Source organism: Streptomyces minutiscleroticus, from assembly GCF_014650875.1.
In the GTDB taxonomy this organism is placed as follows: Bacteria; Actinomycetota; Actinomycetes; order Streptomycetales; family Streptomycetaceae; genus Streptomyces; species Streptomyces minutiscleroticus.
In genome coordinates, this window is sequence record NZ_BMVU01000001.1 from 390879 (window position 1) to 412377 (window position 21499).

Below are 21499 nucleotides of genomic sequence, written 5' to 3' on the forward strand. Positions count from 1 at the left end.
GCCGCCTCTGCGGCCCGTTCTAGCAGGCTACGGTCGACTCATCTGCAAAGCCGCAGGTCGAAAGAGCGCTTCTGGGACCCCGGCGTACAGCCCGACTCGTCTGCCCGCTATCCGCCCAGCGAGCGCTCCACCACCCGGTCCAGATGGGCCGTGAACACCTCGCGGGCGTCCGGAGTGAGGGTCCTCAGGCCCACCAGGGCCGTGATCACGACGTCGCACAGCTCGGACTGGACGTCCTCCCAGGTGTGGCTCACGCCCTTGCGCGGGTTCTGGCCCACCGCGCCTATCACCGCCTGCGCGGTCTCGCCGATCTCCTCGGACAGCTTCAGCACCCGCAGCAGCAGCGTCTCCTCTGGGGTGCGGGCGTTGTGCTCGTCCAGCCAGGAGCGCAGGCGGTCGACCGACGTCCAGAGGGCGTCGGCGGTGTCCTCGTGCGGCCCCGGCGCGGGCGGGGTGGTGGCGTGGTCGGTCATGGGGACAGCGTGTCATGCCCCTCTGACGGCGCCGTCCTCGTGACGGCCACGACGCCGCCGCCCTGCGGCGACGCCGTCTCCACGCCGCCGCCGTCCCTGCGGCAGCGCCGCCCCTCGACGGCGCCGTCCCTACGACGTCGCCGCGTCCTCCTCGCGGAACAGCGCCTCCTGCTCGCCCTCCTGCCGCTCGCGCAGCCGCCTGCTGCGGCCGCCGATCACGGCCGCGGTCGCCGCCGCCGTCACGCCCAGCGCCGCCGGGACCATCCAGCCGCGGTTGACCAGGTGGCCGAGCGCGTGGTCCAGCGAGAGGCGGCCGGGACCGGTGATCGCCAGGACGGCCGACGTCAGACCGAGGTAGCCCGCGTACTCGTAGCCGCCGCTCTGGGCGAAGAAGCCCTGCGGGGCGTGGACCGCCGCCGCGCCCGCCATCGCGCCGGCGGCGGACGCCCCGGCCGCGGGCGTCGCGAGCCCAAGGGCCAGCAGCGCGCCGCCGCCCGTCTCGGAGAGCCCCGCCGCCAGCGCGCTCTGCCGGCCGGGCGCGTACCCGATGGACTCCATGAACTCGTCCGTCCCCGCCAGGCCGCCCCCGCCGAACCAGCCGAACAGCTTCTGCGCGCCGTGCACGGCCAGCACACCCCCCGTTCCCAGGCGGAGCAGCAACAGCCCAAGGTCACGTCGGTCGAAACAGGTCACGGTGGCTCCTCGGAGGGTGAGCGGACGTCTCGGTCGTCCCCCCTCGTCCACCGTCGCACCGATCGGCCCTCCCGGGCCCGGGGCGGGCCGCTGTTCGAGTGGCGGGGCCCGCGGAGCGGTGTGAGTCTGGCGGACATGACGATCGAGGTGACACGCCTGCGCAACCCCGCCGTACGGGGTTTCGTCGGCGCCGTGAACGCCCATGACCGCGACGCCTTCCGCGCCGTGCTCGCGGGGGACGCGACCATGTCCGACGACGGTTCCGACCGCGACCCGCACGAATGGGGCGAGCGGGAGGTCTTCGTCCCCCACGGCTGGATGGACGTCGACGAGGAGACCGACGGCGGCCTCTGCCTCGTCACCCGCTACCGCAACGACACCTGGGGCGAGACGCGCAGGCGGTGGACCTTCCGGGTCGCGGACGACGGCAGGATCTCCCGCTTCGAGACGCGGCAGATCTAGGCGCGTCGGCTCCGGACCCGGCGGGCCGGCAGGTCCACCGCTCGGTCGCCTTGACGTAGATTCGTCCCGGTGGTGCCCGGCCCTCCCCCCGGCCGGGCCCCGCTTCCACGCGGACGGGGAAGGGCCCGTCGCCTCGACGGCGACGGGCCCTTCGTGCTTCCGGCCGTGCGGCAGCCGTCGCACGGCCGGGCCGGTCCCGCGGTCTCCCGCGGGCTTCCCCCCTGCCCCTGCCGCACGACGGCTGCAGTCCCCCCCTCGGAGCGGCAGCGGTGAGGCTGTGCTCCAAGTGTGAAGCTCTGGTGGAGAAGAGTTGAGCACACGGCTGCCATCGGGCGCAACGGCGCGGAGAGGTTTGTTCCGTTTGTGCAACCAGGTGTTGTGGGGCGGTTGCTCGAAGGGTGCGACGCCCGGGGCGAGCACCCCCAAGAGGGGTTGAATCGCCGCAGAGTTCGTGCGGGGGGTGTATTCGCGCGTGCGGCGGGGGCGGGGCGCGTGGGGCGAGGCCGTGTCCGGGTGTGCGGCGGGCCGGGGCGCCGCGGGCGCCGGAGTGCGGTCCGGCATCCGGAACTCATCCGTCCGACATCATCCTGTTGTGTACGCGACAGCCAGCCGTCGACCCCGCCCACTCCAATGCGTGGTGCCACCAACCACCAGGGGAGAGGGCCAGATGACACCCGCCGCCCGTTCGACGCAGCCGACGCCGCAGCACGCCCCCGAACTCCGCGCCGCAGCCCGCCACTTGGGGCGCCGCCGCTTCCTGACCGTCACCGGCGCCGCCGCCGCGCTGGCCTTCGCCGTCGACCTGCCCGCCGCCGGCGCGGCGAGCGCCGCCGAGCTCGACGCGGCGCGGATCACCGAGGACCCCTTCACGCTCGGCGTCGCCTCCGGCGACCCGCTGCCCACCTCCGTCCTGCTGTGGACGCGGCTCGCGCCCGCCCCGTACCAGCCCGACAGCGGTCTGCCGCAGCAGCGGGTCACCGTCCAGTGGGAGCTGGCCCACGACGCGGGGTTCCGCCGGATCGCCAGACGCGGAAGCACCACCGCGCACCCCGAGTTCCACCACGCCGTGCACGTCGAGGTGGGCGGACTCGCCCCCGACCGCGTCTACTACTACCGCTTCCGCACGGGCACGTGGGTCAGCGGGACCGGCCGCACGCGCACCGCGCCCGCCCCCGGCGCCCGCGTCTCCGGGCTCACCCTGGCCGCCGTCTCCTGCCAGGCGTACCACGACGGCTACTTCACCGCGTACGGGCACCTCGCCGAGGACGACGTCGACGTGGTCTTCCACCTGGGCGACTACCTCTACGAGTACGCCGTGAACTCCGTCGGCGGCGCCCGCAACTACACCGACCGCACGCTGCCCGACCTGTTCAACCACGAGACGGTGACGCTGGAGGACTACCGGCTGCGGTACGCCCTCTACAAGAGCGACCCCGACCTGATCGCCGCCCACGCCGCGCACCCCTTCGTGGTCACCTGGGACGACCACGAGACCGAGAACAACTACGCGGACGACGTGCCCGAGAACTCGGTGCCCCCCGAGGAGTTCCTGCTGCGCCGCGCCTCCGCCTACCGCGCGTACTGGGAGAACCAGCCGCTGCGCCGCCCGCAGCTGCCCGACGGCCCGGACATGCGGCTCTACCGCCGCCTGCAGTGGGGCCGGCTGGCGCAGTTCGACATCCTCGACACCCGCCAGTACCGCTCCGACCAGGCGTACGGCGACGGCTCGCACGTCCCCGGGCCCGAGTCCGAGGACCCGTCGCGCACCATGACCGGCGCGACGCAGGAGCGCTGGCTGATCGACGGCTGGCGCCGCTCGAAGGCCCTGTGGAACGTCGTGCCGCAGCAGGTCACCTTCTCCCAGCGCAAGCTGGACCTCAACGAGGTCGCCAAGGTGTCCATGGACGCCTGGGACGGCTACCCGGCCTCCCGCGACCGGGTGCTGGCGGGCGCCAGGTCGGCCGGTGTCGACAACCTGATGGTGCTCACCGGCGACGTCCACGTCGGGTACGCCTTCGACATCAAGGACGACTTCGACGACCCGTCGTCGCGGACCCTGGGCACGGAGATCGTGGCCACCTCGATCGCCAGCGGCAAGGACGGCGCGGAGAGGCCGTCCACCTGGGAGACGTACACCAGGGCCAACCCGCACCTGAAGTTCTTCGACGGGCGGCGCGGCTACGCGACCGTCGCGCTCGGGCAGCACGCGGCGCGGGCGGACTTCAAGACGGTGTCCGCCGTGACGACGCCGGGGGCGCCGATCACGACGGCCGCGTCCTTCGTGACCGAGGTCGGGGACCAGGGCCTGAAGCCCGCGTAGGACCCCGGGGGGTTCAGGCCCCGCGCACCTCACCGGGGTAGCGGACGCCGACGCGGTCCCGTACCGCGTCGAGCGTCCGCATCACGGCGAGAGTGCCGTCGAGCGGGACGCGCGGCGACTCCCGCTCACCGGCGCGCAGGCACCGCATGACCTCGGCCGCCTCGTGCCGGAACGTGCCGTGCGGGCCGTCGGCCGGGTCCAGGGCGTACTCCTGCGGCTCGCGGCCGTCGCGGTGCAGCACGAACCGCTCGGGGCTGAAGAAGCCGCCCGGGACGTCGATGCGGCCGGCGGACCCGGTGACCGAGGCGGTGACCCCGGTGCCGCCGACGATCGAGCAGTGCAGCAGCGCCTGGGCGCCGCTCTCCCAGGACAGCAGCATGCCCGTCTGGAGGTCGACGCCCTCGGCGGAGAGCGCGGCGTGCGCGGTGACGCCGGAGGGCTCGCCGAGCAGCAGGTGCGCGAACGAGACCGGGTAGACGCCGAGGTCGAGCAGCGCGCCGCCGCCGAGGGCCGGGTCGCGCAGCCGGTGCGAGGGCGGGAACGGGCCGGAGAGCCCGAAGTCGGCCTGGACCGTGCGCACCTCGCCGATCGCCCCGTCGTCGACCAGCCCCTTCAGCCGGCGGACCAGCGGGTTGCAGTACATCCACATGGCCTCCATGAGGAAGCGGCCGCGCTCGCGGGCGAGCGCGACCAGCTCCGCCGCCTCGCGCACGTTCAGCGTGAACGGCTTCTCGCACAGCACGTCGCGCCCGGCCTCCAGGCAGAGCCCGGCGGCGGCGCGGTGCGCCACGTGCGGCGTCGCCACGTACACGACGTCCACTTCCTCGTCGCGGGCGAGCTCCTCCCAGCTGCCGTACGCCCGGGGTATCCCGAACCGCTCCGCGAACGCCTTCGCCGGCTCCGCCGTCCGCGAGGCGACCGCCACCACCTCCGCGTCCGGCAGGTCCACCAGGTCCGCGGTGAACGCCGCCGCCATCCCCCCGGTCGCCAGCACGCCCCAGCGCATCTTCTCGGCCATCCTCGCCCGCCCCTCGTCGTCTTCGCGATCCCGAACCGCAATGTCGAGCTGAGAGCATAGGTGGCGGATTCAACGACAGGGAGGGGCACATGGCCGAACGCGGCCGCAGCGAGGGGGACCAGGCCGGACCGGAGAGCCGCACACCGCGGACGCCGGGGGCCGGTTCCGGGACCGTGGGGCGACAGGCGGCGGCCGCCGGCCGGCCGGGGGCTGTCGTCCAGCAACCACCGGCGATCACCGGCCGGCCGGCCGGCGCGGAACGGACGGCCGGCGCGGGGGAGACGACGGCCGCCGACGGGCGCACCGGCGCCGGGCCGGAGGAGCCCGCCGGCGGGGAGCCCGTACCCGGCGGGAGGGCCGCCGTCGGTGACGGGGGAAGCGCCGACGGCCTGAGGGACGCCCTCGGCAAGGGGAGTGCCCGCGGCAAGGGGAGCGCCGGCGGCAAGGGGAGCGCCGGCGAGAAGGTCGTGGCCCGCTCCGTGCCGGGCTCCCCGGCGCGGACCACGAGGGCCGCGAGTGCCGCGCAGGCCGCGCCGCCGGCCGCCCACCGTTCCGTGGGCCTGCTGGTCACGCTCGTCCTCGGCGGGCTCACCGCCGTGCCGCCGCTCTCCATGGACATGTACCTCCCGGCGCTGCCGGAGGTCACCGACTCCCTGCACGCCGGCGCCTCGACCGTGCAGCTCACGCTCACCGCCTGCCTCGCGGGCATGGCGTTCGGACAGCTCGTCGTCGGGCCGATGAGCGACCGGTGGGGACGGCGCCGCCCGCTGCTCGCCGGGCTCGCCGTCTACATCGCCGCCACCGTCGTCTGCGCGCTCGCGCCGACGGTCGAGCTGCTCGTCGCCTTCCGGCTGGTGCAGGGTCTGGCCGGGGCGGCCGGCATCGTCATCGCCCGGGCGGTCGTCCGCGACCTGTACGACGGCGTGGCCATGGCGCGGTTCTTCTCCACCCTCATGCTGATCTCCGGGGTCGCGCCGATCGTGGCGCCGCTGATCGGTGGCCAGGTGCTGCGCTTCACCGATTGGCGGGGCGTCTTCCACATCCTCACCGGGGTCGGCGTCGTGCTCACGGCCGTCGTCTGGCGGTTCCTGCCCGAGACGCTGCCGCCGCGGGAGCGGCAGGGCGGCGGCACCGCCGACGCCCTGCGCACCATGCGCGGGCTGCTGGCCGACCGCGCCTTCACCGGCTACATGCTCGCGGGCGGCTTCGCCTTCGCCGCGCTGTTCGCGTACGTCTCGGCCTCGCCGTTCGTCGTCCAGGAGATCTACGGCGCCTCCCCGCAGACGTACAGCCTGCTCTTCGGGGTCAACTCCGTGGGGCTCGTGGCCGTCGGCCAGATCAACGGCAAGTTCCTCGTCGGCCGCGTCGACATGGACAAGGTGCTGGCGGCGGGCCTGGCCGTGATCACCGTCGCGTCGGCCGCGCTGCTGCTGATGACCGCCGGCGTCTTCGGCGAGGTGGGCCTCGCCCCGGTCGCCGCCGGCCTGTTCGTCCTCATGTCCGCCATGAGCCTGTGCATGCCCAACACCAACGCGCTCGCGCTGATGCGCACCAAGCACGCCGCGGGCTCGGCCTCCGCGCTGCTCGGCACGTCCTCGTTCCTCGTCGGCGCGGTCGCCTCGCCGCTCGTCGGCGTCGCCGGCGAGCACACGGCCGTGCCGATGGCGGTGGTCCAGCTGGTGTGCTCGCTGGCCGCGGTCGCCTGCTTCGCGGGACTGTGCCGGCCCTTCGGCGGCCGTACGGCGACGGAGGGGGAGGAGAGCTGAACACACCGAGACTGCGTCCCGGCACGGCGGAGGGTGCCGGGCTCGACCCCGAGGAGATCGGGCACCTCGTACGGGAGGTCCGCGCCCTCACCGAAGGGGAGCGGCCCTGGGCGCCTGGCGTCGTGGTGGTCGCCGGGCGCGGGCCCGTCGTCGCCGTGGCGGAGGCGGCGGGCTGGGCCGTGCGGTACGCCTCGTACGACGAGGGGACGGACAGCGGCGTGGAGCTGCCGCCGGAGGCGCGCGTGCCCATGACCGTGGACACCCCCTTCGACCTGGCCTCCCTGACAAAACTGTTCACCTCGGTCGCGGCGGTGCAGCAGCTGGAGCGGGGCACCCTCGGCCTGGACGCCCCGGTGGCCGCGTACCTGCCGGAGTTCACGGCGGCCGCCGAGCACGGCATCACCGTGCGGCAGCTGCTCACGCACACCTCCGGGCTGCGGCCCGAGCTCCCGCTGCACGACCTGCCCTCCGCGGCGGCCCGGCTGGCGGCGCTGCGCGCGGAGGCGCCGCTGACCGGCCCGGGCACCGCGTACCGCTACTCGGACCTCAACCTGCTGCTGCTCCAGCACGTCCTGGAACGGGTCACAGGGCGCCCGCTCGACGCCCTGGTCCGGGACGGGATCACCCGGCCGCTGGGGATGGCGGCGACCCGGTTCGGGCCGTGCCCTGGCGCGGCCGCCACGGAGGACCAGCGGCGGCCGTGGGGCAAGGTCAACCGCGGGATGCTGCGGGGCGTCGTGCACGACGAGAACGCGTGGGCGCTCGGCGGGGTCGCGGGCCACGCGGGTCTCTTCTCCACGGGCCGCGACCTGGCCGTCCTGTGCCGTGCCCTGCTCTCCGGCGGCGCCTACGGCACCGCCCGCGTCCTCGGCGCCGACCACGTCCGTCTGATGCTGGCCCCGCCCGGCCTGGGCTTCGCGGTGGACCAGCCGTGGTTCATGGGGGACCCGGCCCCGGCGGGCACGGCCGGCCACACCGGCTTCACCGGCACGTCCCTGCTCCTGGACCCGACGACGGACACGTTCCTGGTCCTCCTGGCGAACACGGTGCACCCGCGCCGCCGCCCGCCGGACAACGGCCCGCGCGCGGCGGCGGCGACACGGCTGTTCCGGGCGGCACGGGGGCGGTGAGCGGCCCGGTGGCCGCCGCTCCGGCGGTCACCGGACCGGCGGCCGGACGGCCGGGGGACCGCCCCGCGCCCGTAGAATCGCGGGGTGAACCCCCCTTTCTCCCCCGACGAGGGCCTGCGTGACGCGCTCGCCGGGCTGCTCGACGGGCTGCCGCCCACCCAGGCCGCCCGGGCCGTCGACCGGCTGATCGCGAACTACCGGGGCGCCACCCCGACCGACGCCCCGATCCTGCGCGACCGCGCGGACGTGGTCGCGTACGCCGCGTACCGGATGCCCGCGACCTTCGGGGCGGTGCGGTCCGCGCTCGCCGCCCTCGCCGCCGCCGCGCCCGGCTGGACGCCCGGCGACCACGTCGACGTCGGCGGCGGCACCGGCGCGGCGACCTGGGCCGTCAACGCCGTCTGGCAGGACGAGCGGCCGGTGACGGTCCTCGACTGGGCCGAGCCCACCCTCGCGCTGGGCCGCGAGCTGGCCTCCCGCAACCCGCTGCTGAAGGCCGCCGAGTGGCGCCGCGCCCGGATCGGCCCGTCGCTCGCCCTGGACGCCGCCGACCTCGTCACCGTCTCGTACGTCCTGAACGAGCTGACCGCCGAGGACCGCCGCGCGGTCGTCGACGCGGCGGCCGCCGCCGCCCGGACCGTCGTGATCGTCGAGCCGGGCACCCCCGACGGCTACCTCCGGGTCGTCGAGGCCCGCGACCGGCTGGTCGCCGCCGGCTTCCGCGTCGCGGCCCCCTGCCCGCACAGCGGCACCTGCCCGATCGTCCGCGGCGAGGACTGGTGCCACTTCTCGGCCCGGGTGAGCCGTTCCTCCCTGCACCGCCGGGTCAAGGGCGGGTCCCTGGCGTACGAGGACGAGAAGTTCAGCTACGTCGCCGCCACCCGGCTCCCGGCGGACCCGGCGCCGTCCCGCGTCGTGCGCCGCCCGCAGATCCGCAAGGGCCAGGTGCTGCTCGACCTCTGCGAGCCGGGCGAACGGCTGCGCCGCGAGACGGTGACCAAGCGGCACGGCCCGCTGTACCGCGCCGCCCGCGACGCCGAGTGGGGCGACGCCTGGCCGCCGGCCCAGGAGGGCTGAGGGCGGGCGGCCGCCCACCCGTACGGGCGGGGAGGGCTGCTCGTCCTCCCCGCCCGTCTGCTCCTCCCGTGCGCCGCCCTCCGGACCCGCCTCTCCCGGGCCCGGGGAAGCGTCTCCCCGGTCCGGTCCGGCCGGTCCCTCCCGCGCCGCCCGCTCCTCCGCCGGCCTGCGCAGCAGTTCGCGTTTCCCCGTCTGCGGGTCCCGGGCGCCGCCGCGCAGCGCCCCGCGCCCCGGATTGCCGCGGGTGCCGCCGACTCCGAGCAGGTTCCCCGCTCCGCTCCTGGCCATGGCCCTCCGCCTCTCCTCCGGCACGACAGGAAAAGGGCACTTGCGAGACGATGCGTCTCGCAAGTGCCCTTCGCTCCCACCGTCAGGCGAGACGCCGCGTCTTGTCAACTGGTAGATTCGTCCCCATGGCAGCCCAGAAGTCCGCGCAGTCCCCGCAGCGGTCCCTCCGCAGGAACGCCCCCGACGCCGCCCGCCGCAGCGAGCGCTCCCGCCGCGCGATCTACGACGCCGCCCTCGCCCTCGTCTCCGAGGTCGGCTACCCGCGCACCACGATCGAGGGCATCGCCGCCCGCGCGGGGGTCGGAAAACAGACGATCTACCGCTGGTGGCCGTCGAAGGCCGACGTGCTCCTGGAGGCGTTCCTCGACCTGAGCGACCAGGCCTCCGAACTGGTCGCGGGGCCCGGCGGGGAGCGGCAGGACGACATCCCGGACACCGGCGACCTGGCGGCCGACCTCAAGCTGGTGCTGCGCGCCACCGTGGACGAGCTGCTGAACCCGAAGTTCGAGGCGCCCTGGCGCGCCCTCGCCGCCGAGGGCCTGGTCAACGAGCAGATCGGCACCGAATTCGTCGCCAAGCTGCTCGAACCCTCGCTCCAGCTCTACGTCCGGCGGCTGCGCGCGGCCCAGGAGCAGGGCGCCGTACGGCCCGGCGTCGACCCGCGCATCGCCCTGGAGCTGTTCGTCGCCCCGCTGGCCCAGCGCTGGCTGCAGCGCACCGGCCCCCTCTCGTACGAGTACACCGACACCCTCGTCGACTACGCCCTGCACGGCATCGCCCCCCGCTGAGGGCGGGCCGGCCGGGTGGCCGGGGGCGGGTGGGACGAAATGAGAGAAAGGTGCGCCGAGTCCCGATCGCGGTCCGGGGTACCCATGGTCCCGGCCATCCCGGTTGTCCGCTCCGGCCCCCCGGGGCGCACGATGATGGGACGATAAGGCATGCTGTCCGCACAACGGCGAGGCGAGGGGACAGATGAGCGCAGAGTTCGGACGCCGCACGGGCGGGCAGGGCAGGATCTCGCAGTGGCTGCGCGGCCGCCGACCCCGGACCGAGGCCGCGGACGACTCGGGGCGTGAGGCCCTGCTGCTGGCCGCGGCCGGCGCCGGGCTGCCGCTCGCGCCCGCCGCCCACCCCGCCGGCTACCGCTGCTCGTGCGACCGCGTCGGCTGTCCCACACCGGCCCGGCACCCGGTCTCCTTCGCCTGGCAGACCCAGTCGACGACCGACCGCGCGCAGGTCGAGCGCTGGGCGCGGCACCAGCCGCAGGCGAACTTCATCACCGCCACCGGCATGGTCCACGACGTGCTCGACGTCCCGCTGGACGCCGGCCGGGAGGCCCTGCGGCGGCTGCTCGACGCCGGCGTCGAGGTCGGCCCGGTCGCCGGGACCGGCGACGGCCGCATGCTCTTCTTCACCCTCACCCGCGGCACGCCCGAGGACGAGGACGAGTGGTGGCCCTGCGAGCTGGACTGCCACCCCGAGACGATGGACGAGCACCCGGGCCTGCGCTGGCACTGCCGAGGCTCCTACGTCCTCGTACCGCCGGCCAGGCTGCCCGGCGACCTCACCGTCGACTGGGTGCGGGGCCCCGAGCACCCGCTGCCCGACCCGCTGTCGCTGCTCGAGGTCCTCACCGACGAGTGCGCCCGGTACGCGGGCGAGGAGCCGGACCAGCTGTCGCCCTGGCCCCTGCGCCACTGACCCGGACGGGGAGCCGTCCGCGGGACCCGCGCGGCGGCGGCCCGGGAGCACCTCCCCGCGCCGCCGCGGACCCTACTCGCCCTTCGCCCCGGTCAGCCCCTGCACCCGGCTGAGGAACTCGACCCCCTGCTCGCCGGCGCTCTTCGCCGGGTCGAGGACGGCCTGGTTGGAGACCCACTGCAGGGTGAGCGACTGCTTGGGCTCGCCCGTCATCAGGGCCTTGACGTTGGCGTCCGAGACCGTGAGCGAGACGCCCTTGGCGGCCGTCTGCTTCTCGAAGTGGCGCGTCGCGAAGAACACCAGCGCCCCGCCGTCGGCGGTGCGCAGCCCGAGCGGCGCGTACTCGCCCGAGGTCAGCGGCTCGTCGACGTACTGGCGGACGAGGCCGGGCCGCTTCGCGTTCTTCTGCCGGGTGGCCCGCCACTGGGAGGTGTGCGTGCCGTCCGCGAAGGCGTCGCCGCCGTCCTGGAGGTAGTCCGCGTACTCCTCGCTCAGGTCCCGCGGCGCGACCGCGAGGTCGGCCTGGTCCGCGGTGACCGGCTCGGCCCAGCCGTCCTCGTCCTTCTCGAACTCGGGGACGTCGCCGGGGGAGAGCAGCGTCAGGTACGACACCTCCCACACCTCGTCCGCGCCGCCCCGGGTGAACACCAGGACCCAGCGGACGTCGCCGCCCTTGTTGCCCCTGGCGTCGGCGACGAACCAGCGCGGCCAGCCCGCCTTCTTGGGGATGGTGTACTCCGCGTCGCTCAGCTCCAGCGGCACGTAGTCCGGGTTGCCCTCGGGCCGGTTCTTCTCGCCCGCCCGCAGCTTCGCGCCGTCGATGTCGGCGAGCGGCCCGGCGACCCGGCCCGCGTCGAGCGACCGGTCGTTGGCCGCGTTGGCCTTGTTGTACGCGGTGGTGAAGTCCTTCAGGGCGCGTGCGGCCTCGGCCTTCGTGGCGGCCGGGAGCACCACCCGCTCGCCGTGCACGGTGACGCATGCGCTCGCGGTCATGGACAGCACGGCCGCCGACGCCGCCAGCAGCGTGCCCCGGCCGAGCCTACGCGGCCTCCGAGGGCCGTGATCCCTGCTCATCAGGTGCCTTCACCTTCCCCTTCCCGGAGGCGAACCCTACCGGTGCGGAACACGGCGCGGACGCCGGGACCGGGTACAGCGACCGCACCGTGACCCGGCCGTCCGGCCTGTCCCGGTCCGCCGCCCGCGCACGCCGGGGCGAAGGATGCCGACGGGCCGTCAGGCGTCCCGGCGCGGGGCGACCAGGACGGCCCCCGTGCGCGGGTGCGGGAAGACCTCGACCGGCTGCGCGTACACGTCGGTGAGCCGTCCCGCGGTGAAGACCTCGCCCGGCGGGCCGTCGGCGACGACGCGCCCGGCGCGCAGGATCGCGACCCGGTCCGCGTACGCGGCCGCGAGCCCCAGGTCGTGCAGCACCACGACCACCGCGTCCCCGGCCCGCGCCCGCTCCCGGCAGATCCGCAGCACCAGTTCCTGGTGGCGCAGGTCGAGGGCGGCGGTCGGCTCGTCGAGCAGCAGCAGCCGGGTGCGCTGGGCGAGGACGCGGGCGAGGGCGACCCGGGCCCGCTCGCCGCCGCTGAGCGCGGGGAAGGGCCGGTCCGCGAAGGCGGTCACCTCCGTCGCCGCCATGGCCTCGGCCACCGCCGCGTCGTCCTCGGCCGCCCGCTCGGTGCCCGCCCAGGGCGCCCGGCCCATCCGGACGACCTCCTCCACCGGGAAGGGGAAGGACAGGGCGGCCGACTGGGGCAGCACGGCCCGGCGCAGGGCGAGCGCGGGCGCGGACCAGTCGCCGGCGGGGCGCCCGTGGACGCGGACGACGCCCTCGGCGGCCGGCAGGTCGGCGGCCAGCGCGGCCAGCAGGGTCGACTTCCCGGCGCCGTTGGGCCCGACCAGGGCGAGCACCTCGCCCGCGCGGGCCGCCACGTCCACCCCGGACAGCACCGCGCGGGAGCCGAGCCGGACGTGCAGCCCGGCCGCCTCGGTCAGCGGATCGCCGGGGGACACCGGCTCCGGCAGCGCGGGTCCCACGCGCAGCCACCCCGTGCCCGGCCACTTCATGCCCAGCCTCCCTGCTTGCGACGGGTCCTGCGCAGCAGCCAGAAGAAGAACGGGCTGCCGAGCAGTGCCGTGAGCACCCCGAGCGGCAGCTCGGCGGGCACGGCGACGGTACGGGCGGTCAGGTCGCCCGCGAGCAGCACCAGCGCACCGCCGAGCGCGCTGCCCGGGACGAGGAAGCGGTGCCGGGGCCCCGCCGTCATGCGCAGCAGGTGCGGCACGACCAGGCCGACGAAGCCGATGACGCCGGAGACGGAGACCGCGGCGGCGGTGAGCAGCGCGATGACCAGGACAAGGACGATCCGCAGCCGCTCCACGTCCACGCCCAGGTGCCGGGCCGGGCGCTCGCCGAGCGCGAGCAGGTCCAGGCGCCGGGCGTGGAACGGCGCGGCGATCAGGCCGACCGCGGCGCACGGCAGCACCGCGAGCACCTTGGGCCAGGTCGCCTGGGAGAGCGAGCCGAGCTGCCAGAAGGTGATCTGGTTGACGGCGGCGGTGTCGGCGAGGAAGAGGAACAGGCCGATCAGCGCGCCCGCGAAGGCGTTCACGGCGATGCCCGTGAGGATCAGCGTGACGACCTCCGTACGGCCGCCGGAGCGCGACATCACGTACACCAGCAGCACCGTGGCCAGGCCCGAGACGAAGGCGAGCGCGGGGACGGTCCAGGTGCCCAGGAAGTTCAGGCCGAGGGAGATCGCGGCGACCGCGCCGACCGCCGCGCCGGACGAGACGCCGATGACGCCCGGTTCGGCGAGCGGGTTGCCGAACACCCCCTGCATCAGCGCGCCCGCGCAGCCCAGCGAGGCGCCGACGAGCAGCGCCAGCACGATCCGCGGGAAGCGCACGTTCCACAGCACGGACTCGGGGACCCGGTCCAGCGCCGCGCCGCCGAGGCCCGCGCGGTGGGCCACCGAGGCCAGGACGTCCGTGGTGGGCACGGAGTACGCGCCGACCCCGGCGGCGACCGGCACCAGCACGAGCAGGGCCACGACCAGCCCGGCGATCAGCAGCCGGCCGGTGCGGTGCCGCGTTTGGGGTGCGGCGTCCTCGCGCGGTGCGCCGTCCTTCCGCGGCGCCCCGGCGCTCCCGTCGGGTCCGCCGGACTCGCCGGTTCCGTCGGTTCTGTCCAGCAAGGTCACTCGGTGCCCCCGTGCAACTGGTCGGTCGGGGACCGCGGTACGCGATCCGCGCGCGGGCCGCGGGCGGGCGGCGCGCCGTCCCCGGCGGTCGCCCTGCCGTCCACCGGCCGCGCGGTGGCCGGCAGTCCGGGCCCGGGCGCGCCTTCGGGCGGCCGGATCCTGTCGGCCGCCGCGGCCGTTCCGGCCGGACCCGCGGCCGACCGGGCGGCGGGGTCCGACGGGCCTCTGCCGCCCGCCGCGGTCAGGGGGAGGGGGGCCGCCACCTGGGCTCCCGCCGCTCGTCCGTGCAAGCGTCGCACCGCCGTGTCGTTCCTCTCCGCCTCGTGTGTCCCGACGGGTCCCTTCCGGAACCGGTGCCGCACAGCTTAGGTTAGCCTTACCTTTCTCGCTAGATCCGATCGGGTCGGGCCGCGCTCCCGCGTTCCGGAGGGCGACCGCACCCTGGCCCCCGCCTCCCCGTGCCGCCGTCCTCGCACTCCTCGCCCCGCGCCGGTGGCGGGCCGTCCGGCCTCGGACGACACGCGGTGCGCCCGCGCCGCGTCCGCCTCCCGGGCGGCAGCGGGTCCAGGCACCCGGTGATGTTTCAATGCCCGCGTGACGGATTACGACGTGCTGCGCGTCTTCTGCGGCCCGCGCGGCGGATACGGCGACGAACTGGGGGTCGTGCGGAACGGCGCGCTGGTCCCGGAGCCGGACGACCGGCAGGCGTTCGCGGCGGAACTCGGCTTCGGCGAGACGGTGTTCGTCGACGACCCCGAGCGCGGGGTCGTCGACGTCTACACGCCGACGCTGCGCCTGCCGTTCGCCGGGCGCGCGTGCGTCGGCACGGCCTGGCTGCTGGACGTGCCCGAGCTGGTCACGCCCGCCGGGGCGGTGGGCGCCCGGGCCGACGGGGAGTTCAGCTGGATCGAGGCCCGCCCGGAGTGGGCGCCGCCGTGCACGCTGCGGCAGTACGGCTCGGCGGCCGAGGTCGAGGAGCTGGCGGTGCCGCCGGCGGGCGTGGGAGCCCCTCCCGCGCCTTCCGGGCGGCGGGGAAGGCTCTACGCATGGGCCTGGGAGGACGAGGCCGCGGGGCGGGTGCGCGCCCGTTCCTTCCCGGGGCGGGCCGACGAGCGCGGCGACAGCCGCTCCGGCGGAGCCGATGCCCGCATCGGGGGCACCGACGAGGACGAGGCGACGGGGGCGGCGGCCCTGCTGCTCACCGAGCGGTTGGGCCGCGCCCTCAACATCGTCCAGGGCGGCGGCTCGCAGATCCTCACGGCGCCGCAGCCGGAGGGGTGGGTGGAGATCGGGGGGCGGGTGGTCCTGGAGCGCTGAGGGCCGTACGGCCGCGCGGGAGGGCGCGTGCGGCCGGTGGAGCCGCGGGGCCCGGCACCGGCTGCGTCACCCCCGCCGCACGCCGGGTGCGGCCGCGCCCGGACCGGTCCACCGGTTCCGCGGCGGTCCACCCGTTCCGGGGCGGTCGCCCTCCGTCGGCCCCGGTCGCCCCGGGCCGCCTCAGGCGCTCAGCGGGAACTCCTCGCCCAGCTCCCGGAAGACCGCCGTGTTCAGTGCGAACGCCCGCTTGCACTCGGCGACCACGCGCTGCTTCTCCAGGTCGTCCGCCCGCAGCCCGTCGAGCAGTTCGCGGTACTCCCGCTTGAACGCCGCCGGGTTGGCGATCTCCTCGAAGACGTAGAACCGCACGCCGTCGCCCTTGCGGGCGAAGCCCCAGGTCCGCTCGGCACGGTCGCGGATGATCTGGCCGCCGGAGAGGTCGCCGAGGTAGCGGGTGTAGTGGTGCGCCACGTAGCCGCCGGGCCAGGTCGCGGCGCACTCGGCGACCCGGGCCGCGTACTCCTCGGTGGCCGGCAGGGCGCTCAGTCCCGCGCGCCAGTCCGCGCCCCGCAGGTGCGCCAGGTCCCGCTCCAGTGCGGCGAGCCGCATCAGTTCGGGGCGCACGAACGGGCCCGCCACCGGGTCGCCGGCCAGCCGCGGCGCGGCCTCCTCCAGCGCCCGGTACACGAACCACAGCTGCTCGGTGTAGCGCGCGTAGGCCTCGACGCCGAGCCCGCCGCCGAGGAGGTCGCTCATGAACGTCGAGGTCTCCGCCTCCGTGTGCTGTTCGTGCGACGCGGTGCGGATGAGCGTCGAGAACGACGTGCTCGCCGGGTTCATGGTGGACCTCCGGGGCCGAAGGGGACGAGAGTCGACTCGATCTTCTATGGTTAGGCTTACCTAAGTCAACTGCTTTCCGACAGCCTGTCGGCAACACGCTACTCCGCCTCCCGGCCGGTTTCCCGGGAAACGAAGAGCCCGCTTCCGCCGGCGGACGCGTCGGCTGAAGCGGGCGGGGTGTCCGGAGGTGTCCGAAAGTCCTCGGTGCCGGTGCCGGTGCCGGTGCCGGTGCCGGTGCCGGTGCCGGTGCCGGTCCGATGCCGGTTCCGGTGCGGGTCCGGGGCTACGGCCTCAGGGCAGGGTGAGGATGTCGGCGCCGGTGTCCGTGACGACCAGCGTGTGCTCGAACTGGGCGGTGCGCTTGCGGTCCTTGGTGACGACCGTCCAGCCGTCGTCCCACATCTCGTACTCGTGCGTGCCGAGCGTCAGCATGGGCTCGATCGTGAAGGTCATGCCGGGCCGCATCACCGTCGTGGCGTGCGGGCTGTCGTAGTGCGGAATGATCAGGCCGGAGTGGAACGAGGAGTTGATCCCGTGCCCGGTGAAGTCGCGCACGACCCCGTACCCGAAGCGCTTGGCGTACGACTCGATGACGCGCCCGATGATGTTGATCTGCCGACCGGGCCTGACCGCCTTGATGGCGCGGTTCAGCGACTCGCGGGTGCGCTCGACGAGCAGCCGCGACTCCTCGTCCACGTCGCCCACCAGGTACGTCGCGTTGTTGTCGCCGTGGACGCCGTGGATGTACGCGGTGACGTCGAGGTTGATGATGTCGCCGTCCCGCAGCACCGTGGAGTCGGGGATGCCGTGGCAGATGACCTCGTTGACCGAGCTGCACAGCGACTTGGGGAAGCCGCGGTAGCCGAGCGTGGAGGGGTAGGCGCCGTGGTCGCACATGTACTCGTGGGCGACCCGGTCGAGCGCGTCGGTGGTGACGCCCGGGGCGATCAGCTTGGCGGCCTCCTCCATGGCCCGCGCCGCGATCCGTCCGGCGACGCGCATCGCCTCGATCGTCTCCGGGGTCTGGACCTCCGGCCCCGTGTACGGCTTCGGGGCGGGCTTGCCCACGTACTCGGGGCGTCTGATGTTTCCGGGTACGGAACGGGTGGGAGAGAGCTCCCCTGGTACGAGCAGCGACTGGCCAGACATGCCTGCGAGTCTATCCAGCGGGCATGGGAGACCATGTCCGAGGCGAAAGGAGCCGGTCATGGCCCTGTTCAAGAAGCGCGCGGCCGGGAAGCCGGGCGAGTGGTACTACTGCCTGGAGCACAAGAAGGTCGAGGAGGGGCCGGAGTGCCCCGCCAAGGAGCGGCTCGGGCCGTACGCCACCCGCGAGGAGGCCCAGCGGGCGGTGGAGACCGCGGCGGAGCGCACCGCGCAGTGGGAGAACGACCCCCGCTGGAGCGACTCCGGCAGGTCCGGCGCGCAGGACGACTGATCCCGGTGGGGTGGACCGGTCCCGGTGAGGTGAGCCGCGCGGCTCCGGGCGCCGGGTCCGCGCGAGGGCCCGCACGGGCGTCCCGAACCGCACGGCACCGTATGACGCCGCTCCGCCCCCGCCCCGTCGGCCGCTCCGCCTCCGGCCCCGCTACCAGCGGGCCGGAGGCGGAGCCGTCAGATGGTCCGTGAGGCGGGCGAGGCGGTCGCGGAAGCGGCGGCGGCCGCGCGGCGACGGCAGGGCGTTCTCGCCCGCCGCCGCGCTCACCAGGTGCTGGACCGTGTCCAGGTCCAGCACCGGCTCCTCGGGCACCGTCAGCGCCTCGTGCGCCAGCGCCTGGAGATCGCGGTCGCCCGCGTCGAGCGCCATGACCGTGGCCCCGGCCCGCCGGGCGTCGTGGATGCGTTCCAGGAGCGTGCCGTCGGGCGCGTCCGGCGCCACCACCAGCAGTGTCTCGCCGCGCCGCGCCGCCGCCAGCCGCCCCGGCCCCACCGACAGGTGCGGTGGGTCCTCCGGCCGCGCCCCGTGCCGCACCAGCGTCGGCGCCAGCTCGGGCGTCCCCGACCAGGCCGCCTCGTCCGCGAGGTGCGCCGCCAGGTGCCACGGCTCGTACTCCGGCGTGCCCACCAGCAGCAGCCCGCCGCCGTGCGACACGACCGAGCCCCGCATCGCCCGCGCGAACCGCCGCGTGGCGACCGGCCACTCGGTCCCGGCCAGCACTTCCCGCAGCAACGCGACCCGTACGGCATCCATGGGGCCGCATCCTGCCGCACCCCCCGGCCCGACAGCCGCGGTTCACCTCGAATTCGCCCGGAGCGGGCAGGAGGCGGAACCGACCGTGCACGCACAGGGCGGATCCGGGCTCGAAAGGGACAACGAACGCCCGCCAGCGGCCCTGAAGCGTGCGGAACCGATCACGAGCCGTAGAGGGCGCCGGCGATGACAGCACCGAGCCCGGGGACGGACCCGGCGGCAGGCCCGGAGACAGGTCCGGCGGCGGGTCCTGGGACAGGCCAGGGAGCCGGCACGGCGGCGGGTCCGGCGGGTCCGGCGGGTCCGGCAACGTCGACGAGACCACCGCCGCCGAACTCCCCGACGGGCGCGTCTGCTTCGACACCCGCAACGACGCGCCGTCCCCGGGCACCCGCGCCGACGCCCGCTCCCGCGACGGCGGCCGCACCCTCGTCAAGCCGTTCCGCCCGCAGGCCGGCCTCGTCGCCCCCGTCGTCGAGTGCAGCGTGCTCCAGCTGCGCGACCCCGACGTGCTGCTCCTCTCCGGCCCCGCCGACCCCGGCTTCCGCGCCCCGATGACGCTGCGCGCGAGCACCGACGGCGGCACCACCTGGCAGCCGGTCCGCACCGTGGACGGACTGCCCGCCGCCTACTCCGACCTCGTCCGCGTCGACGCGCGGACGGTCGGGCTCCTCCACGGGGCGGGCGACTTCGGCGTCTACGGGACGATCACCTTCCGGCGGGTTCCGGTGACGCGGCTCACCCGTTCCCTGCCCGGTGCCCCGGCGGACGTACAGTCGGCCCATGACCTCTAGCGACAGTGTGCAGAAGGCGCCCGCGAAGGACCCCTGGGACCTGCCCGACGTGTCCGGGCTCGTCGTCGGCGTGATCGGCGGGACCGGCCCGCAGGGCAAGGGGCTGGCCTACCGGTTCGCCCGGGCCGGCCAGAAGGTGGTCCTCGGCTCCCGGGCCGCCGAGCGGGCCCGGGCCGCGGCGGAGGAGCTCGGCCACGGCGTCGAGGGCGCCGACAACGCCGAGTGCGCGCGGCGCAGCGACGTCGTCATCGTGGCGGTCCCGTGGGAGGGGCACGGCGAGACGCTGGCGGCCCTGCGCGAGGAGCTGGCCGGCAAGATCGTCGTCGACTGCGTCAACCCGCTCGGCTTCGACAAGAAGGGCGCGTACGCCCTGCGGCCGGAGGAGGGCAGCGCCGCGCAGCAGGCCGCCGCCCTGCTCCCGGACTCGCGGGTCACGGCGGCCTTCCACCACCTCTCGGCGGTGCTGCTGCAGGACCCGGGGATCGAGGAGATCGACACCGACGTGATGGTGCTCGGCGAGGAGCGCGCGGACGTGGAGACCGTCCAGGCGCTGGCGAGCCGCATCCCCGGCATGCGCGGCGTCTTCGCGGGCCGGCTGCGCAACGCCCACCAGGTCGAGTCCCTGGTCGCCAACCTGATCTCCGTCAACCGCCGCTACAAGGCCCACGCCGGCCTGCGCCTGACCGACGTGTAGGGCGCGCGGGGCACGGGACGCGCAGGACACGCGGAGGACGTACGGACGGACGGGTGCGGGGAGCACTGCGCGCGTGGGGGACACTGGAGGCGCAAGACCCGCAGTGTCCCCCGACAGGAGCCGACCCCATGCCTCCCGTGCCCCAGCCCGCCCAGCACCGGCGCCTCGCCGGCTACGCCCTCGCCGTCTGCGTACTCGCCGTCGTGGCGGCCGTCGTCTCCTTCGTCCAGGGCAGCTGGCTGGGCGTCGTGTGGGTGCTGCTGGCCGGGCTGTCGTCCAACATGGCCTGGTACTACCTGCGCCGCGGACGCCCCGCCCGGAACGCCGTCGGCCACTGACCGGCGACCGGCCGGCCACTGACCGGCGACCGGCGGGAGCGCCGCGCGGGAGCGGGGTGCTCCCGCCGGAGCACCGGACCGGTTCCGTGGACCGGGTCCGCCGGTCCCGTGGACCAGGCCCGTGGATTCCGCGGACCGGATCCGCCGGTCCTGCCGGTCGGGCCCTCGGATTCCGCCGGGCCGGGTGCCGCGGGTCCCGTCGGGCCGGCCCTCAGGGCCCTCCCGCTCCTCCCGGCCCGGCCGTCACTGCGCGACGCAGAACTCCGGCGTCCCCTGCCAGAAGCGGTACAGCCACTGCCCGCAGTCGGCCTGGAACCCCTCGACGCCCAGGCCGCCCAGGACCGCTTCGACCGCGTCGAAGAACCAGCCGTTGACCTCGGGGATCCACAGCACCGCGAACACGGCGATCAGCCCGAACGGGGCGAACGGCTCCACCTGCCGCCTGACCTTGTACGACAGCCACGGCTCGATGACGCCGTAGCCGTCCAGGCCCGGCACCGGCAGGAAGTTCAGGATCGCCGCCGTCACCTGGAGCAGCGCGAGGAACGCCAGCGCGTACCGGAAGACGGGCGGCACGCCGTCCAGCGCGCCCAGCCAGAAGGGCGCCGTGCAGACGACCGCGAACAGCGCGTTCGTCAGCGGGCCCGCGGCCGAGATCAGGCTGTGCTTCCAGCGGCCCCGGATCCGGCCGCGCTCGATGAAGACCGCGCCGCCCGGCAGGCCGATCCCGCCCATGATCACGAACAGCACCGGCAGCACGATGCTCAGCAGCGCGTGCGTGTACTTCAGCGGGTTCAGCGTCAGGTAGCCCTTCGAGCCGATCGAGATGTCGCCGCTGTGCAGGGCGGTGCGCGCGTGCGCGTACTCGTGCAGGCAGAGCGAGACGATCCAGGCGGCCGTCACGAAGAGGAAGACGGCCACGCCGGGCTGCTCGGCGAAGCCGGTCCAGGTGGCCCAGCCGGTCACCGCCGCGACGGCCACGATCCCGACGAAGACGGGGCTGATCCTCCGGTCACTGTGCCGTGAGGCGGCGGTGGTCATGCGGGCGGACTCCCTGAGCTGTGCGTGCGGACCGGACTGCGGCGTACGGGTGGTGCGGGTAGACCGTAACCCGGGGTGGGGGAGAACGTCCGGGGAGTGGCACGGGTTCCGTCCGCGGGGTCCCGAAACCCGGAGGCGGTGTGTGCG

At 75.2% G+C, this 21499-nt stretch carries 21 protein-coding genes and 2 pseudogenes; 12 read left to right on the forward strand and 11 right to left on the reverse strand.

Annotation, left to right across the window (positions count from 1 at the left end; genetic code table 11):
- Positions 1–107: 107 nt before the first annotated feature.
- Together IE271_RS01530 and IE271_RS01535 are read right to left on the reverse strand one after the other, a co-directional pair.
- Positions 108–473: a MazG-like family protein gene (locus IE271_RS01530; protein ID WP_190188248.1), complete on the reverse strand. Its 366-nt coding sequence runs from the start codon at positions 471–473 to the stop codon at positions 108–110.
- A 129-nt stretch (positions 474–602) separates the two neighbouring features.
- On the reverse strand, positions 603–1166 hold the full coding sequence (locus tag IE271_RS01535) for a DoxX family protein (RefSeq protein ID WP_190188249.1): 564 nt from the start codon (positions 1164–1166) through the stop codon (positions 603–605).
- A 135-nt stretch (positions 1167–1301) separates the two neighbouring features.
- Between IE271_RS01535 and IE271_RS01540 the strand changes: the two genes are divergently transcribed.
- Entirely contained in the window at positions 1302–1628 is a 327-nt protein-coding gene (locus IE271_RS01540) for a nuclear transport factor 2 family protein (RefSeq protein ID WP_190188250.1), read from the forward strand.
- 667 nt (positions 1629–2295) lie between these two features.
- On the forward strand, positions 2296–3948 hold the full coding sequence (locus IE271_RS01545; protein WP_190188251.1) for an alkaline phosphatase D family protein: 1653 nt from the start codon (positions 2296–2298) through the stop codon (positions 3946–3948).
- A gap of 13 nt (positions 3949–3961) precedes the next feature.
- On the opposite strand, the gene IE271_RS01550 is transcribed toward IE271_RS01545, so the two are convergent.
- A complete protein-coding gene (locus tag IE271_RS01550; protein WP_229919076.1) occupies positions 3962–4966 on the reverse strand; it encodes a Gfo/Idh/MocA family protein in 1005 nt (334 codons plus the stop codon).
- Positions 4967–5445: 479 nt separating this feature from the next.
- Between IE271_RS01550 and IE271_RS01555 the strand changes: the two genes are divergently transcribed.
- The 3 genes from IE271_RS01555 to IE271_RS01565 all read left to right on the forward strand — a co-directional run bounded on the left by IE271_RS01555 (position 5446) and on the right by IE271_RS01565 (position 8939).
- Positions 5446–6732, forward strand: a complete 1287-nt coding sequence (locus tag IE271_RS01555) for a multidrug effflux MFS transporter (RefSeq protein WP_373308695.1) — start codon at positions 5446–5448, stop codon at positions 6730–6732.
- Complete coding sequence (locus IE271_RS01560) at positions 6684–7862, forward strand: serine hydrolase domain-containing protein (RefSeq protein ID WP_190188252.1); 1179 nt, start codon at positions 6684–6686, stop codon at positions 7860–7862. The genes IE271_RS01555 and IE271_RS01560 overlap by 49 nt, the downstream gene beginning before the upstream one ends.
- Positions 7863–7946: 84 nt before the next feature.
- Positions 7947–8939, forward strand: coding sequence for a small ribosomal subunit Rsm22 family protein (locus IE271_RS01565; RefSeq protein WP_190188253.1), 993 nt, complete (start codon positions 7947–7949; stop codon positions 8937–8939).
- A gap of 138 nt (positions 8940–9077) precedes the next feature.
- Here IE271_RS01565 and IE271_RS43815 read toward each other — a convergent pair.
- A pseudogene (locus tag IE271_RS43815) lies at positions 9078–9227 on the reverse strand (DUF6243 family protein); the annotation flags it as partial.
- 125 nt (positions 9228–9352) lie between these two features.
- On the opposite strand from IE271_RS43815, the gene IE271_RS01570 reads away from it, so the two are divergent.
- Together IE271_RS01570 and IE271_RS01575 are read left to right on the forward strand one after the other, a co-directional pair.
- Positions 9353–10015 (forward strand): TetR/AcrR family transcriptional regulator, encoded by a 663-nt coding sequence (locus IE271_RS01570; protein ID WP_190188254.1) that lies wholly within the window; start codon positions 9353–9355, stop codon positions 10013–10015.
- 184 nt (positions 10016–10199) lie between these two features.
- Entirely contained in the window at positions 10200–10928 is a 729-nt protein-coding gene (locus IE271_RS01575; RefSeq protein WP_190188255.1) for a bifunctional DNA primase/polymerase, read from the forward strand.
- 72 nt (positions 10929–11000) lie between these two features.
- Here the strand turns inward: IE271_RS01575 and IE271_RS01580 are convergent, their stop codons facing one another.
- From IE271_RS01580 to IE271_RS01590, 3 genes are all read right to left on the reverse strand, one after another.
- Complete coding sequence (locus tag IE271_RS01580; protein ID WP_190188256.1) at positions 11001–12002, reverse strand: SCO2278 family lipoprotein; 1002 nt, start codon at positions 12000–12002, stop codon at positions 11001–11003.
- 159 nt (positions 12003–12161) lie between these two features.
- Complete coding sequence (locus tag IE271_RS01585; protein ID WP_190188257.1) at positions 12162–13001, reverse strand: heme ABC transporter ATP-binding protein; 840 nt, start codon at positions 12999–13001, stop codon at positions 12162–12164.
- On the reverse strand, positions 12998–14008 hold the full coding sequence (locus IE271_RS01590) for a FecCD family ABC transporter permease (protein WP_229919096.1): 1011 nt from the start codon (positions 14006–14008) through the stop codon (positions 12998–13000). Before IE271_RS01590 ends, IE271_RS01585 begins: the two co-directional genes overlap by 4 nt.
- Before the next feature lie 723 nt (positions 14009–14731).
- On the opposite strand from IE271_RS01590, the gene IE271_RS01595 reads away from it, so the two are divergent.
- Positions 14732–15454, forward strand: coding sequence for a PhzF family phenazine biosynthesis protein (locus IE271_RS01595; RefSeq protein ID WP_190188258.1), 723 nt, complete (start codon positions 14732–14734; stop codon positions 15452–15454).
- Between the two features lie 180 nt (positions 15455–15634).
- Here IE271_RS01595 and IE271_RS01600 read toward each other — a convergent pair whose 3' ends face one another.
- Positions 15635–16294: a biliverdin-producing heme oxygenase gene (locus tag IE271_RS01600; RefSeq protein ID WP_190188259.1), complete on the reverse strand. Its 660-nt coding sequence runs from the start codon at positions 16292–16294 to the stop codon at positions 15635–15637.
- 291 nt (positions 16295–16585) lie between these two features.
- Complete coding sequence (gene map, locus IE271_RS01605) at positions 16586–17443, reverse strand: type I methionyl aminopeptidase (RefSeq protein ID WP_190188260.1); 858 nt, start codon at positions 17441–17443, stop codon at positions 16586–16588.
- Between the two features lie 58 nt (positions 17444–17501).
- Between map and IE271_RS01610 the strand changes: the two genes are divergently transcribed.
- The gene (locus IE271_RS01610) at positions 17502–17732 is read left to right on the forward strand and encodes a hypothetical protein (protein ID WP_190188261.1); all 231 of its coding nucleotides are present in this window, start codon (positions 17502–17504) and stop codon (positions 17730–17732) included.
- 150 nt (positions 17733–17882) lie between these two features.
- On the opposite strand, the gene IE271_RS01615 is transcribed toward IE271_RS01610, so the two are convergent.
- Entirely contained in the window at positions 17883–18485 is a 603-nt protein-coding gene (locus IE271_RS01615) for a hypothetical protein (RefSeq protein WP_190188262.1), read from the reverse strand.
- Positions 18486–18784: 299 nt separating this feature from the next.
- Here IE271_RS01615 and IE271_RS01620 point away from each other — a divergent pair.
- The 3 genes and pseudogenes from IE271_RS01620 to IE271_RS01630 all read left to right on the forward strand — a co-directional run.
- Positions 18785–19279: pseudogene (locus tag IE271_RS01620) on the forward strand (exo-alpha-sialidase); the annotation flags it as partial.
- Positions 19269–19973, forward strand: coding sequence for an NADPH-dependent F420 reductase (gene npdG / locus IE271_RS01625; protein ID WP_190188263.1), 705 nt, complete (start codon positions 19269–19271; stop codon positions 19971–19973). The pseudogene IE271_RS01620 and the gene npdG, both read left to right, overlap by 11 nt.
- 128 nt (positions 19974–20101) lie before the next feature.
- The gene (locus tag IE271_RS01630) at positions 20102–20311 is read left to right on the forward strand and encodes a hypothetical protein (protein WP_190188264.1); all 210 of its coding nucleotides are present in this window, start codon (positions 20102–20104) and stop codon (positions 20309–20311) included.
- A gap of 243 nt (positions 20312–20554) precedes the next feature.
- On the opposite strand, the gene IE271_RS01635 is transcribed toward IE271_RS01630, so the two are convergent.
- Entirely contained in the window at positions 20555–21352 is a 798-nt protein-coding gene (locus tag IE271_RS01635; protein ID WP_190188265.1) for a site-2 protease family protein, read from the reverse strand.
- Positions 21353–21499 lie beyond the last annotated feature (147 nt).